Raw genomic sequence first — 13,136 nt, 5'->3', positions numbered from 1 at the left:
CCCCACCAGGAAGTAGCCCGAGGCCACTACCAGGGCCGATGGCTCGCCCGCCTCGGACGATCCCCCGCGTCGCCCGAGGCAGACGGCATCACCGGCCCAGACCTCACGGGTCTCGGCCGGACGCCCTGAGTATAGTTGGCTGGCAGCCAGTCAACACAGGAGTTACAGCATGTCTCCGCGTAGCGCCTCGGTCAATGAAGAGTTGCGGCGGCGTTCCCGGGAGCGACTGCTGCAGGCGGCGGTCGAACTGGTGGGCGAGCGCGGCTACGAAGCCACCACGCTCGGCGACATAGCGGACCGCGCTGGTTCCGCCCGCGGCCTGGTGTCCTACTACTTCCCCGGCAAGCGCCAGCTGGTGCAGTCCGCCGTGCACCGGCTGATGCACCGCACACTGGAGGAGGCGCTGGAGCGGGAGCCGCGCACCGACGACGGCCGGGAGCGGATGGCCCGGGCCATCGACGCGATCCTGGGTCTGGCCAGGGACCGGCCCGTGCTGATGCGTCAGCACATGGCGGGGATCCTGCAGGCCGAGGGCTTCATGCAGTGCCCGGAGCAGCGGCGTCTGGCCGAGCTGCTGCGGGAGACCATGGCCCGGCACGGATCATCGGACGTCGACAGCGACTACCCGATGATGCGCGCCCTGCTGATGGGCGCCGTGTACGCGGCCCTGGTGCCGGGAGTGCCGATGCCGGTGCCGGTGCTGAGGACCGAGTTGTTCAAGCGTTACCGGCTCGACTGGGAGCTGGGCCTCCCGCCGGAGACCGGAGCCTCCGGCGGGAGGGGCGACAAGGATCTGTCGCGGTTCTTCGCGACCGGGGCCGCACCGCAGTGCGGTCCGCCGGATCAGTCGAAGTAGTCCGGTTGCGTCTGCACGTTGAGTTCGCGCTGGTGGACCCGGCGGGCCGGGTCGGTGCGCCGGTCGTCGATCTTCAGGACGTCGAAGCCCCGGGCGTACTCGTTCGAGTAGATGTGGCCGTTGTAGTAGTACGCCGACCAGGAGCCGCCCGACTTGATCGTGTCGGTGGTCAGCGGGCCGCGGTCGAAGTAGGCGATCTCCTTCGGGTTGGCCGAGTCGGTGAACTCCCAGACGGAGACGCCGCCCTGGTACCAGGCCTGGACCATGATGTCCTTGCCCTTGACCGGGATCAGCGAACCGTTGTGGGCCACGCAGTTCTCGGTGTCGGCCTGGTGGCGGGGGATCTTGAAGTAGCTGCGGAAGACGAGCTTGCGCTCGTCGCCCTTGCCGACGATGTCGTAGATGCCGTCCGCACCGCGGTCCGGGCCGACCTCCGCGTTGCAGGTGGCCGCACCGCCGCCGCCCAACTCGTCGGTGTAGACGACCTTGTTCGCCTTCTGGTTGAAGGTCGCCGAGTGCCAGAACGCGAAGTTGACGTTGTCCTGCACCCGGTCGATGACCTTCGGGCGCTCCGGGTCCTCGATGGAGAACAGGATGCCGTCGCCCATGCAGGCGCCCGCGGCCAGGTCCTTCGACGGGAGCACGGTGATGTCGTGGCAGCCGGTGGTCTTGGAGACGCCCGGGTTGGTGGGTCCGCCCGGGTTCCCGCCGCCGTCCGGCCCCTCACCGGGGAACAGCACGGGGAAGCCGACGACCTTCGCCTTCTCGGGGGCGTTGCGCGGCACCTTGATGACGGAGATGCCGTCGTGCGGCGGCCGGCAGTCGGGGTAGGCGGCGTTCGGCGAGTACGAGGAGACGTACACGTAGACGTTGCGCCGCTCGGGCACCAGCGTGTGGGTGTGCGAGCCGCAGGCGGTCTCGACGGCGGCGACGTACCTCGGGTTGCGCTTGTCGCTGATGTCGAAGACCTTCATGCCCTCCCACGAGGACTTCTCGGTCGCCGGCTGGGTGGTGCTGGAGCAACTGCTGTCGCTGCGCGAGGAGTCGGTGGACAGGAACAGCAGGTCACCGGAGACGGAGATGTCGTTCTGCGAGCCCGGGCACAGCACCTGGGCGACGGTCTTCGGCGCCTTGGGGTTGCTGATGTCGAAGATGCGGAAGCCGTCGTAGTTGCCCGCGAACGCGTACCTGCCCTGGAAGGCGAGGTCCGAGTTCGTGCCCTGGAGCACGTCCTTGGGGACGTGGGCCAGGTGCTGGATGTTGTCGGAGTGGACGATCTCGTCCTGGCCGGGTATGTCGCCGTTGCGGATGGCCTCACGGACCTCGGCCCGGTCGCCCTGGGAGACCTTCCTCGGCGCGGGCGGCGCGTCCCCCGGGTCGGGGGTGGCCCCTGCCGGTGCCGCGGTGAGGAGCGCGCCCAGCAGCCCGGCGGCCGCGGCGGCAACTCCCAGGCGTCTGCGGCGTGTTCTGCGGTCGTTCAACAGGATCACTGTTTTCCTCCCTGGTTCCGTTCACTGCGGAACGGTTCACGCACCACGCAGTATCGTCTTCGCCATGCACATACCAATAGAGGGCAACAGAATCGCAATGAAGTTTTTCGATCAATGATCCGCGGAAAGGTGCCGGCACGTCGTCCGCAACCCGAGGTACGTCCCAACCCGCCTGCCACAGGAGGTCGTTGTGCTCTTCCGCCGTGCGTCCCGGGCGTCCGCCGTCGCGACGACGGGGCTGGTCGCCCTGGCCGTGCTCGCGGCCGGAGGCTGTGACTCCGGTTCGGACCGCGAACCGGCCGCCGCGGACGGGCCCGCCGTGATCGCCCCGGGTGAGCCCGGCGAGGCGAACCGCACCCTGTCCGCCGAGGAGGCCGCCGAGCGGCGCTCGGAGAACGACTCCCCCAACTCCGCCGACGTCTCCTATGTCCGCATGATGATCGAGCACCACGCCCAGGCCCTGGTGATGACCGAACTCGTCCCCGAGCGCGCCGGGTCGAAGGACGTGAAGCGGATCGCCGAGCGCATCGCGGCCGGCCAGAAGCCCGAGATCGAGGCCATGAAGGGCTGGCTGAAGTCGTACGGCAAGCCGCTGAAGGCCGGGCGGCACGAGCATGCCACGATGCCGGGCATGGCGACGAAGGGCCAGCTGAAAGAGCTCCGCGCGGCCGACGGCAGAGCGTTCGACCACCTCTTCCTGACCCTGATGACGACTCATCACCAGGGTGCGATCACGATGGCCACGGACGTGAAGGGGCAGGGCAACAACATCCGCGTCGAGGAGATGGCCGACGAGGTGATCGCGCAGCAGACGAGCGAGATCACCCGGATGCGGAACATGCTCTGACACGCTCCGGGGCGGGGGCCCGACCGCTTTCAGCGCCGGGCGCGGCGCGGTGACAGCAGACCCTCGTCCCGGGCCTGGCCGATCAGCCTGAGCGACGTACGACGGCTGTGCCCGGTCGCGCCCATGACGGCGAGGACCGGGTCGGCGCCGTCCAGCTGGGCGGCGCGGTACTCCTGCGCCACCAGCCGCCGCCCCTCCGCGCCGCGCGGCCAGACCGGCCGGGCACGGCGCCCCTCGCCCCCGCGGCCATCGGGCCCGGACCCGGCGCACGCCTCGGCCACCGACTCCTCGATCCAGTCGGCGAGCACGGCCAGGTCGTCCAGGGACAGAGCGGGCTGGGCCCGCACCTCCTCGACACCGACGTATCCGCCGCCCACGACGGCCAGCGCGTCGACCCGGGCGCCGTCCGCGAAGGCCAGCCGGAACTCGAACCACCGGGTGGCACCCTCGTTCTCCCGTACTTCCCACGCGGGGCGCACGGACACCGCGTCCCCCGCCGGAGAGCGATCAGAAAGATTCAGAAAGGAGGCTTCCAGCACACACCGAACGTAACCGCATGATCACATTCCCTACAGATCGGACACGCGCCCGGGTGGCGTACGGCACCCTGTCAGCGGAGCCCGGCCGGTGCGATGCTGGAGGCGTCAGCGCTCTCCCGCGATCCGCCGGATCCCCCGGGTAAGGAGTACCGCCGTGCTGCGCGTCGCCGTCGTAGGTTCCGGGCCGAGCGGGTGCTACACCGCCCAGAGCCTCGTCGGGCTGGACTCCGAGGTGTGCGTCGACGTCCTGGACCGGCTGCCGTGTCCGTACGGTCTCGTCCGTTACGGCGTGGCGCCCGACCACGAGAAGATCAAGTCGTTGCAGAACCAGCTGCGCGCGGTACTGGAGCACGACCGGGTGCGGTTCCTCGGCGGTGTGCGGATCGGCCCCGACGGGGTGAGCGTGGCGCGACTGCGCCGGCTCTACCACGCGGTGGTGTACTGCGTGGGCGCCGCCACCGACCGGCATCTGGGCATCCCCGGTGAGCACCTGCCGGGAAGCTGGTCGGCGACACAGTTCGTGTCCTGGTACAGCGCCCACCCGGACGCCGTGGACGCCGGTTTCCTGCGGGACGCCCGGTCTGCCGTGGTGATCGGTGTGGGGAACGTCGCCGTCGACGTCACGCGCATGCTGGCCCGTGGACCGGCCGAGCTCACCCCGACGGACATGCCGCAGGCGGCCCTGGCCGCTCTGGGGGCGAGCCGGGTGACCGAGATCCACATGGTGGGACGGCGGGGCCCCTCCCAGGCCCGGTTCACCACCAAGGAACTGCGCGAGCTGGGCACCCTGCCGCAGACCGACGTGGTCGTGGACCCGGCGGAGCTGGCCCTGGACCCGGGGTACACCGACCCCTGCGCGCTGCCCGCCCCGCAGCGCCGCAACGTGGACGTGCTGCGCGGCTGGGCCGAGGCGTCCCCGACCGGCGCGCCCCGCCGCATCCACCTGCGGTTCTTCCTCCGCCCCGCCGAACTGCTCGCCGGGCAGGGCCACGTGCGCGCGGCGCGGTTCGAGCGGACGGTCCCGGACGGCCACGGCGGCGTGACGGGAACGGGCCGCCACGAGGTCATCGAGGGGCAGCTGGTCCTGCGCTCCGTGGGCTACCGCGGGGTACCCCTGGAGGACCTCCCGTTCGATCCGGGCACCGGTACGGTTCCGAACCTCTGCGGCCGGGTCCTGCGCGAGGGGGTCGCCTCCCCGGGCGAGTACGTGGCGGGCTGGATCAAGCGCGGTCCCACGGGCGTCATCGGCTCGAACCGCCCCTGTGCGAAGGAGACCGCGACGTCCCTCCTGGAGGACGCCCCGGCGCTCGCCCTGCGAGCCGTCCCGGACGACCCGCTCCCGCTGCTGCACGCCGCGGGCATCCACCCGGTCGAATGGGAGGGCTGGCGGTCGATCGAGCGAGCGGAGGCGGACCTGGGAGCCGCACTGGGCCGCGGGGTCGTCAAGCTCCCGGACTGGCCGTCCCTCCTGAAGGCCGCAGCGGGCCGGGCTCCCTAGATGAATGAGTCCGGTGTTCTCAGTGGTCGCAGGCGATCAGGGATCGTTCGATCAGGGCGTCGGTGGTCCAGTTGTGCCAGACGCCGGCGGCGAGGGCGAGGGGTCTTCGGCCGGTACGGGCGAAGACCCCGGCCGGTGTACCGCCGCCGTGTCGTCCAAGGCTGAACCGGCCTTTGAGGGCGTCGATGACAGCCTCGATCCACTGGCGGGCACGAGTGATCTTGCCGAAGCGGGCCGGTTCGTCCTCGCGGTCGGGCCGCACCAGACGGGCGCCTTGCCGTTCGATGACGAACGCTTGGAACTCCTTCCCGGCGAGCCCTTGTCGGCCAGGATCACCTGCGGTGGACGACGTGGCGTTTCCCCGCACTCCAGCCACCGCACCGACGCCTACGGCGGCTCGTACGAGAACCGCACTCGCTTCGCCCTCGAAGTCGTCGACGCCGTGCGGGAGGTCTGACCGGACGACAAGCCGCTGTTCTTCCGCATCTCGGCGACGGATCGGCTCGAGGACGGCGGCTGGAGCGCGGACGACACGGTCCGTTTCGCCACCGACCTGCGGGGACCACGGCATCGGCCTGCTGGACGTCTCCAGCGGCGGCAACGCCTCCGGCGTCCGCATCCCCATCGGCCCCGGCCACCGGATGCCCTTCGCCGCCCGGGTGAAGAACGAGACGGCCCTGCCGATCGTCGCGGTCGGCCTCGTCACCGACGTCGAGCAGGCCGGGAAGATCCCGGCCAACGGCGAGGCGGACGCGGTCCTGCTGGGCCCCGAGCCGTTGCGCACCCCCCGTGGGCGCGGCTCGCCGCACGGGAGCTCTGCGGCGAGGTGCGGGTGCCGGACCAGTACCACCGGCCCGGCTGATCCGACCGTCCGGTCCGGCACTCACACAGCTACGTCAACCGGCCGCGCACGCCGTCCCGTTGAGCGTGAACGCGGCCGGAACGGCGCTGTTGCCGCCGTGACCGGCCTGGTATCCGATGCTCACGCTCGCACCCGGCGCGATGGTGCCGTTGTATGAGACGTTGGTCGCGGTGACCGACCCGGACGACGGCGCGTACGTGGCACCCCAACCGCCTGTGACGGTCTGCCCCGCCGGCAGCGTGAAGCCGAGTTTCCAGCCGTTGACGGTGGTCGAGCCGGTGTTGGTGACGGTCACGGTGGCGGTCAGACCGGTGTTCCAGGCGTTCACCGAGGCCGTCACCTTGCAGGCACCGGGCGGAGGCTGGGGAGCCGGGCCTGAGCCGTCCAGGCCGAAGAAGGTGAGCACGCGGGACGCCATGCCCTGGGCGTACAGGTTGTGGCCGACGCCCTGGAGGCTGATGGCCTCCACGGGGGCCCGGTCGCCCGTGCCGCCGTAACGGGTGCGGGTCCAGCCGGACTGGGGGGTGTCGGTGGTGGCGGGCGTCCGGCTCACGCCCTGCACATCGGTCCACTGTTTGATCTGCTCCCCGAAGTTGGGGTAGCGCAGGACGTCGTCCTGGGTCCCGTGCCAGATCTGCATCCGCGGGCGAGGCCCTGTGTAGCCGGGGTACGCGCCCCGGGCCAGGTCGCCCCACTCCTTCGGGGTGCGGGTGACCGTGCCGCCCGAGCAGGCGCTGTTCCACTCGGATCCGTCGGTGGTGGCGAAGCAGCCGAACGGGACGCCCGAGAAGGCGGCGCCCGCCGCGAACACGTCCGGGTAGTCCCCGAGCAGGACGTTCGTCATCATCGCGCCGGAGGAGATGCCCGTGGCGAAGATCCGGCCGGTGTCGGCGTCGTAGGTGCGGGTGACCCAGTCGATCATCGACTTGATGCCGACGGGGTCGCTGCCGCCGCCGCGGCGCAGGGCCTGGGGCGAGGAGACGTCGAAGCACTTGCTGCTGCGGGTGACGGACGGATAGAGCACGATGAACCCGTACCGGTCGGCCAGCGTGTCGTACTCGGTGCCGTTGTACATGTCGGGGCCCGATCCGGTGCACCAGTGCACGGCCACCACGACGGCCGGTTCGGGAGTCACGCTCTCCGGCACGTACAGGTACATGCGCAGGTTGCTCGGGTTGGGGCCGAAGTTCGTCACCTCGGTGAGGGCCGCGGCGGTTACGGCCCCCTGGCGGGCCGAAGCGCGGGCCAGCTCGCCCGCGGCCGCCGCGGGCGCGGTGAGCGCGGAGGCCGCGAGCAACGGCAGCAGCGCGGTGACGAGCGCGAGGAGGATCGACCGCAGGGGTCTCCTCGTCGCGGGATGGGGGGTGGCAGGCACGTCCGGGTCCCTTCCGTTGTGGGGTGCGGTGCGCAGGACGTCGTACGAGGCTGTTCGGCGAAGGGGTCGGTCCGGGTCAGCGGGGCGCGAGGCCTTCGGGCAGCCCCCTTCCGCGGGCTCGCTGCCGAAGCGTGGAGGGAAGCATCCGTTTCGGCATGGTGGCATGGACATGGCTTTCATGGAAGCGCTCCCACACCCCCAGCGCCGCCATCGGACCGGCCGAATACGTTGTGCGTGAGGCGTTGACTAGAAAGCGCTTGCCCTCTACGTTCCGTTCAACAGTGTGACCCGGCGGCGCGAACGAACGCACTCGTGCCCCACACACGGGACAGCAAGTCGAATGCAATTCATGTACATGAAAAGCCGTGAGCCCCACGGAACCCTCACGGGACGCACGACCACCGGAAGGCCCTGACCCCATCCACCCCCACGACAGAAGGAATCGGGACATGACTTCTGCGACACGTCCGCCCGCCCGCAGGCGGGCGCTGACCGGCGCGCTGGCCACACTCGGCCTGTCGGTTGTCATGATCATGACAGTGAATGCCCCGGCGGCGAGCGCCGCCACCTGGCCGACCCCCAACGGCAGCCAGGGCACCTCGTCCACCATCTCCGTCTCCGGCACCAAGGACTACGGGATGAAGCGGTACTACGGCACCGGGGCCCTGGCCGGAGACGGCCAGGAGGAGGGCCAGGACCCGATCTTCAGGCTGTCGAACGGCGCGGTGCTGAAGAACGTCATCCTCGGCGCCCCCGCGGCCGACGGCATCCACTGCGAGGGCAGCTGCACGCTGCAGAACGTCTGGTGGGAGGACGTCGGCGAGGACGCCGCCACCTTCCGCGGCGGCAACGGCGCCACGTACCAGGTGATCGGCGGCGGCGCGAAGAAGGCGGCGGACAAGGTCTTCCAGCACAACGGCGGCGGCACCCTGACCATCTCCAACTTCGCGGTGCAGGAGTTCAAGACGCTCTACCGCTCCTGCGGTGACTGCTCCACGCAGTACACGCGCAAGGTCAATCTCAACACCATCGACGTGACGGGCACCGGCTCCACCGCGCGGCTCGTCGGCATCAACGTCAACCGCAACGACGTGGCGACCCTGCGGAACATCACGATCCGCAACGACTCCGGCCGCAAGGTCGTCCCCTGCCAGAAGTACAACAACAACACCGCCGTCGGATCGGGGCCCGACAGCAAGAACTGCCTCTACTCCACCTCGGACATCACCTACAGGTAGTCCCAGGCGATCCCCCCACGGAGAAGGCGGCCGTGCGGAGCGTCCCGGCGGGCGCTGCGCACGGCCGTCCGCGTCAGGTGCCGCCGACGCGCGCGCGTACCTCCTCGATCAGCTCCCGCCGGTAGTCGCCGTAGGCGGCGCGCAGTTCGGCGCCGGGCCAGTCGGCGGGCAGGAGTACCGGTGGCAGCACGGGGTCGGCGAGCAGGTGCCGCACGACGGCGGCGAAGGCGCTCAGGCGGTCGGCCGGGCGGGAGTCGCCGGCGCGATCGTGGAGCGGGCGCTGCCCGGCGGGGGCGTCGGGGCGGCCTGACCGGCGTGGACTGCCGACTCGAACTCCGGCCATCGTGCGCACAGTTCGCGCACAGTCACCTCCTGATTCCGCTTCGTTGTCGGTGCCGTGGTGCAGACTCCCCGTCAGGTGGCACTTCACCCGGGGGAGGACAACGTGTTCAGGGGGATCGACGAGGTCGACTGGGCCTCGCTGCGCCATGCGTACGGCAGCGCGGAGGACGTGCCCGGGTTACTGCGGGGACTGGCCTCCGCAGACCCGGCCGAGCGGCAGACCGCGCTCGACGGGATGTACGGCGCCGTGCACCACCAGGGCGATGTGTACGACTCGACGCTCGCCTGTGTTCCGTTTCTTCTCGCGCTCGCCGCCCGTGAGGAGGTGCGGGACCGGGAGGGCGTGGTGGAACTCCTCGTCAGCATCGGCGACATCGGCGGGCCCCGTGACGATCTCGCGGCCGGAGCCCGTGCGGCCCTGCGCGCGCGGGCCGAGATCTTCGTGCGGCTCGCCGGGGACGAGGACGCGGGAGTGCGCCGGGCGGTGCCCGGGGCGCTCGTGCGGTTCCTCGACCAGCCGGCGCGGGTGCTCGCCCTGGTGCGGGAGCGGATCACCGTGGAACGGGACGACCGGGTCCTGCTCGCGCTGACGGAGAGCCTGGGTCTGTTCGTCCAGCGGCACCGCCCGGACGGCGTTGCGCACGCCGGCGAGGCGGTGCGTCTGCTGACCGAGCTGAGCGGGCCTCCGTACGGCCCCGGTCTCCGGCTCGCCGCACTCGGACAGCTCGCGGGGTGCGCCCCGGAGCTGCTCCCCGCCGATCTCGTACCGACCGTCGTCCACCTGCTCAGGGACAGATCGGGGCAACGGGCCCGGGCCGGGCACCCGTGCGGTGGTCCTGGCCCGGACACGCTCGCCCGCCGGCTGCGGCGCCTGCGCCCCTCCCACGAGGAGGGCTCCCGGCTGCTGCGGACCCTGCACTCCGCGCTCGGCGGCCGGGTGGCCGACCGGGTCGCCCTGCTGCGCGGGCAGTTGACCAGCCCGGATCCCCTCGACCGGTGCAACGGCGTGTGGATGTCGGCCGGACTGCTGCGCGAGTGGCGTACCGGCCATGCGGAGCCCGTCACCCTCATAGGCGCCCAACTGGGCGCGAAGGAGGAGCGGTTGCACGACGCTGCGGTCGCCGTCCTGGTGGAGCTCTTCGCGCTGGCCGCGCCCGCCGCGGACCACCTGTACGCGCTGGTGACCTACCGCCCCGAGCTTCGTGTACGGCACGGGGAGCGGGGTGCGCCGACTCTGGGCGGCCCGCTCAAGGCATTGGCCCGGTCCGGGGACGCGCGGGCCACCCCGGTGCTGGCCGAGGTGCTGGCGGGCCCGGTCGTCCCGAACGACCTGGGGCTGGTGATACCCCACCTGGGCCGCGCTGCCCTGCCACTCGCCCCCACCTTGCGCAGACGGCTCGCGCGCGTGCCGCTCGACGCGCCCGACCCGCACGAGCGAGCCGTTCCCCTGCTGTCGGCCCTCGCCGCACTGGGCGACGCCGAGTGCGTTCCGGCGGTGTCACGCCTGCTGCGCGGCCTGCCGGACGGGCCGGGGCGGCGCGAGACCGTGACGGAAGCGGCGGTTCGTGCCCTCGGCGCGTTCGGCAGCGCCGCGCGCGAGGCGATACCGGATCTGCGCGGGCTGCTGGAGACCGACTGCGCGGTGGCGGCGGCGGACGCGCTGTGGTCGGTCACGGGCGATACGGACGCCGTGCTGCCCGTGCTCCTCGCGGAGTTGACGGGCCCCGCGAGCGGTCGGCGGCGCCGTGCGGCGGCCGTGCTGGGGCGGCTTGGGCCTGCGGCCCGCCCGGCCCTGCCGGGGTTGCGCCGGATGGCCCGCTCCGGTGACCCGTGGGAGCGGGTCACGGCCGCGTGCGCGATGTGGCGGGCGGCCGCTGAGCCGGAACAGTGCCTTCCTGTCCTTCGCTCCGCCTGGGCGGAGCACCCGGGCACGCGTCGGACGGTCGCCGCGTGCGTCGCGGTCCTGGGTCCGGCGGGAACACCTCTGCACGACCTGCTCCGAGCGGAGCTCGCCTCCCCCCGGCGGCATCGAACCGACCGCGGCGGCTACGGCATACACCAGGACCTGGAGTTGCTGCGGGTGTGCCGGCAGGCGCTGGCCGGAACGGGGCACCGGTAGGTCCTCACCCCGCCGTACGCCCCCACATCGGGCCGAAGCGGGACCACTCGACGTCCCACTGGTCGATGCGGCGACGCTCCAGGCGGCCGCGCAGGGCGCGGCCGCCGAACAGGGGCACGGCCGCGGCGCAGACGCCCGCCACACCGCCGATCAGGAAGGCGCGCACGCGGGCCTGGGACACGGTGACGGGCCGGGTGACCTGCCGGCCCTCGGGATCCGTCCACACCGTGACCGGGGTCCCGGCGGCGCTGCCCGCCGGCACCCGTAGCTGGCCGGAGTGCCCGGAACCGTCGGCGGCGGTCCAGTGCGCCGTCGCCCACACCTGCTCGGCGCGCGACACATGGGCGTTGTCGGAGGCCGTTCCGGGAGCGCGCTCGGTGAGCCGTGCCTCGACGGGATGCCATTCCACGCGCTCCCTGGCCAGCCCGTCCTCGACGGACCGGCTCACCGTCGTCCCGGCCAGCACCCCGGCGAACGCGGTGAGCACCCACACGCCCAGCACGACCCAGGCCTCCACCCTGTCCGCACGGCGCTTGAGCGGATTGCGCCGCCAGCGCCACAGCCACACCCTCGGACCACGTAACGCCATCGGAGGCCTCCTCCTCACGAGCCCACGACCATCCCGCCGCCCTCCCCATACGGACGGCGGCGCCTGCATGCTCACTACATCCGGTTGGGTCTGCCGGCCCCCACCGGCCCCGGCCTTCGCGAGCGGCTTCCCAAAGCGGTCCGCCGCGCTGCCCGACCACGCCGCCGACACCCCGCTGACCTGCGGCGGAGTGGGTTGCGGAGGTGACTGTCAGTGGTCGGGTGCAGACTGGCCGGTGTCTGGGACGAAGGCGTCGACGATGACGCCGCGGAGGTGATCGGCATGACCGAGGTTCTGCTCGCCGTGGGCACGCGCAAAGGCCTGTTCATCGGGCGCCGGCGAGGTGGTGGCGCCTGGGAGTTCGACGAGAGCCCCTACTTCAACGCGCAGGCCGTGTACTCGATCGCCATCGACACCCGGGCCGGGACCCCGCGGCTGCTGGCCGGCGGGGACAGCGCGCACTGGGGCCCGTCCGTGTTCCACTCCGACGATCTCGGCCGGACCTGGACCGAACCCGCCCGTCCGGCCGTCACGTTCCCGAAGGACACCGGGGCGTCCCTGGAGCGCGTGTGGCAGTTGCACCCGGCCGCCGCCGAGCCGGACGTGGTGTACGCGGGCACCGAACCGGCGGCGCTGTACCGCTCGGAGGACCGCGGGGAGACGTTCGAGCTGGTCCGGCCCCTGTGGGAGCACCCCACGAGGTCGAAGTGGGTGCCCGGCGGCGGCGGTGAGGGACTGCACACCGTCCTCACGGACGCGCGCGATCCCAAGGCGGTGACGGTCGCCGTCTCGACCGCCGGCGTGTTCCGCACACTGGACGGCGGGGCGAGCTGGGCACCCTCCAACTCGGGTGTCTCCGCGGTGTTCCTGCCCGACCCGAACCCGGAGTTCGGCCAGTGCGTGCACAAGGTCACGCGGGATGCGGTGACCCCGGACCGCCTGTATCTGCAGAACCACTGGGGGGTGTACCGCAGCGACGACGCGGGCGCGCACTGGACGGACATCGGCGAAGGCCTGCCGTCCACCTTCGGTTTCGCGGCGGCGGCGCACCCGCACCGGGGCGACACGGCGTACGTGTTCCCGATCAACGCCGACGCCGACCGGGTCCCGGCCGACCACCGGTGCCGGGTCTACCGGACAGCGGACGCGGGCAAGAGCTGGGAGCCGCTCTCTGCGGGGCTGCCCCAGGACGACCACTACGGCACCGTGCTGCGCGACGCGATGTGCACGGACGACGCCGATCCGGCGGGCGTCTACTTCGGCAACCGCAACGGCGAGGTGTACGCGTCGGCGGACGACGGCGACAGCTGGCGGCACCTCGCGTCGCACCTGCCGGACGTGCTGTGCGTGCGGGCCGCGGTCGTCGGCTGAGACGCGGATG

At 71.9% G+C, this 13,136-nt stretch carries 10 protein-coding genes and 3 pseudogenes; 7 read left to right on the top strand and 6 right to left on the bottom strand.

The features are described from left to right. Positions 1-169: 169 nt before the first annotated feature. Entirely contained in the window at positions 170-856 is a 687-nt protein-coding gene (locus tag ACIQHQ_RS22695) for a TetR/AcrR family transcriptional regulator (RefSeq protein WP_402614112.1), read from the top strand. Here ACIQHQ_RS22695 and ACIQHQ_RS22690 read toward each other — a convergent pair. Next, positions 844-2,346 carry an LVIVD repeat-containing protein gene (locus ACIQHQ_RS22690; RefSeq protein ID WP_402614110.1) on the bottom strand — a complete coding sequence of 501 codons (1,503 nt, stop codon included), beginning with the start codon at positions 2,344-2,346 and terminating at the stop codon, positions 844-846. The two genes, ACIQHQ_RS22695 and ACIQHQ_RS22690, sit on opposite strands and share 13 nt — an antisense overlap. A 190-nt stretch (positions 2,347-2,536) precedes the next feature. On the opposite strand from ACIQHQ_RS22690, the gene ACIQHQ_RS22685 reads away from it, so the two are divergent. After that, on the top strand, positions 2,537-3,193 hold the full coding sequence (locus ACIQHQ_RS22685; RefSeq protein WP_402614107.1) for a DUF305 domain-containing protein: 657 nt from the start codon (positions 2,537-2,539) through the stop codon (positions 3,191-3,193). Between the two features lie 29 nt (positions 3,194-3,222). On the opposite strand, the gene ACIQHQ_RS22680 is transcribed toward ACIQHQ_RS22685, so the two are convergent. After that, positions 3,223-3,678, bottom strand: a complete 456-nt coding sequence (locus ACIQHQ_RS22680) for a DUF6214 family protein (RefSeq protein ID WP_402614105.1) — start codon at positions 3,676-3,678, stop codon at positions 3,223-3,225. Between the two features lie 208 nt (positions 3,679-3,886). Here ACIQHQ_RS22680 and ACIQHQ_RS22675 point away from each other — a divergent pair, with 208 nt between their 5' ends. After that, entirely contained in the window at positions 3,887-5,230 is a 1,344-nt protein-coding gene (locus ACIQHQ_RS22675) for an FAD-dependent oxidoreductase (RefSeq protein ID WP_402614102.1), read from the top strand. A gap of 19 nt (positions 5,231-5,249) precedes the next feature. On the opposite strand, the pseudogene ACIQHQ_RS22670 reads toward ACIQHQ_RS22675, so the two are convergent. Next, a pseudogene (locus ACIQHQ_RS22670) lies at positions 5,250-5,569 on the bottom strand (IS982 family transposase); the annotation flags it as partial. Positions 5,570-5,585: 16 nt separating this feature from the next. On the opposite strand from ACIQHQ_RS22670, the pseudogene ACIQHQ_RS22665 reads away from it, so the two are divergent. Beyond that, a pseudogene (locus tag ACIQHQ_RS22665) lies at positions 5,586-6,092 on the top strand (NADH:flavin oxidoreductase/NADH oxidase); the annotation flags it as partial. A 34-nt stretch (positions 6,093-6,126) separates the two neighbouring features. Here ACIQHQ_RS22665 and ACIQHQ_RS22660 read toward each other — a convergent pair. After that, positions 6,127-7,467, bottom strand: coding sequence for a PHB depolymerase family esterase (locus ACIQHQ_RS22660; protein WP_402614100.1), 1,341 nt, complete (start codon positions 7,465-7,467; stop codon positions 6,127-6,129). A gap of 449 nt (positions 7,468-7,916) precedes the next feature. On the opposite strand from ACIQHQ_RS22660, the gene ACIQHQ_RS22655 reads away from it, so the two are divergent. Further along, positions 7,917-8,705: a pectate lyase gene (locus ACIQHQ_RS22655; protein ID WP_402614097.1), complete on the top strand. Its 789-nt coding sequence runs from the start codon at positions 7,917-7,919 to the stop codon at positions 8,703-8,705. Positions 8,706-8,778: 73 nt separating this feature from the next. On the opposite strand, the pseudogene ACIQHQ_RS22650 reads toward ACIQHQ_RS22655, so the two are convergent. Then, positions 8,779-8,970: pseudogene (locus ACIQHQ_RS22650) on the bottom strand (PaaX family transcriptional regulator C-terminal domain-containing protein); the annotation flags it as partial. Positions 8,971-9,150: 180 nt separating this feature from the next. Between ACIQHQ_RS22650 and ACIQHQ_RS22645 the strand changes: the two are divergent. After that, a complete protein-coding gene (locus ACIQHQ_RS22645) occupies positions 9,151-11,166 on the top strand; it encodes a HEAT repeat domain-containing protein (RefSeq protein ID WP_402614094.1) in 2,016 nt (671 codons plus the stop codon). 4 nt (positions 11,167-11,170) lie between these two features. On the opposite strand, the gene ACIQHQ_RS22640 is transcribed toward ACIQHQ_RS22645, so the two are convergent. Then, positions 11,171-11,755, bottom strand: a complete 585-nt coding sequence (locus ACIQHQ_RS22640; protein WP_402614091.1) for a hypothetical protein — start codon at positions 11,753-11,755, stop codon at positions 11,171-11,173. A 213-nt stretch (positions 11,756-11,968) separates the two neighbouring features. Here ACIQHQ_RS22640 and ACIQHQ_RS22635 point away from each other — a divergent pair, with 213 nt between their 5' ends. Continuing rightward, positions 11,969-13,126, top strand: a complete 1,158-nt coding sequence (locus ACIQHQ_RS22635) for a WD40/YVTN/BNR-like repeat-containing protein (protein WP_402614088.1) — start codon at positions 11,969-11,971, stop codon at positions 13,124-13,126. Positions 13,127-13,136 lie beyond the last annotated feature (10 nt).

The sequence above is a fragment of the Streptomyces sp. NPDC092370 genome (assembly GCF_044755265.1).
GTDB lineage: Bacteria > Actinomycetota > Actinomycetes > Streptomycetales > Streptomycetaceae > Streptomyces.
This window is presented reverse-complemented; position numbering and strand designations above follow the sequence as displayed.

What these genes read in the sequence shown, in the direction of transcription:
- ACIQHQ_RS22695 (WP_402614112.1), top strand. Translation starts at nt 170, where the DNA reads ATGTCTCCGCGTAGCGCCTCGGTCAATGAAGAGTTGCGGCGGCGTTCC.
- ACIQHQ_RS22655 (WP_402614097.1), top strand. Translation starts at nt 7,917, where the DNA reads ATGACTTCTGCGACACGTCCGCCCGCCCGCAGGCGGGCGCTGACCGGC.
- ACIQHQ_RS22640 (WP_402614091.1), bottom strand. Translation starts at nt 11,755, where the DNA reads ATGGCGTTACGTGGTCCGAGGGTGTGGCTGTGGCGCTGGCGGCGCAAT.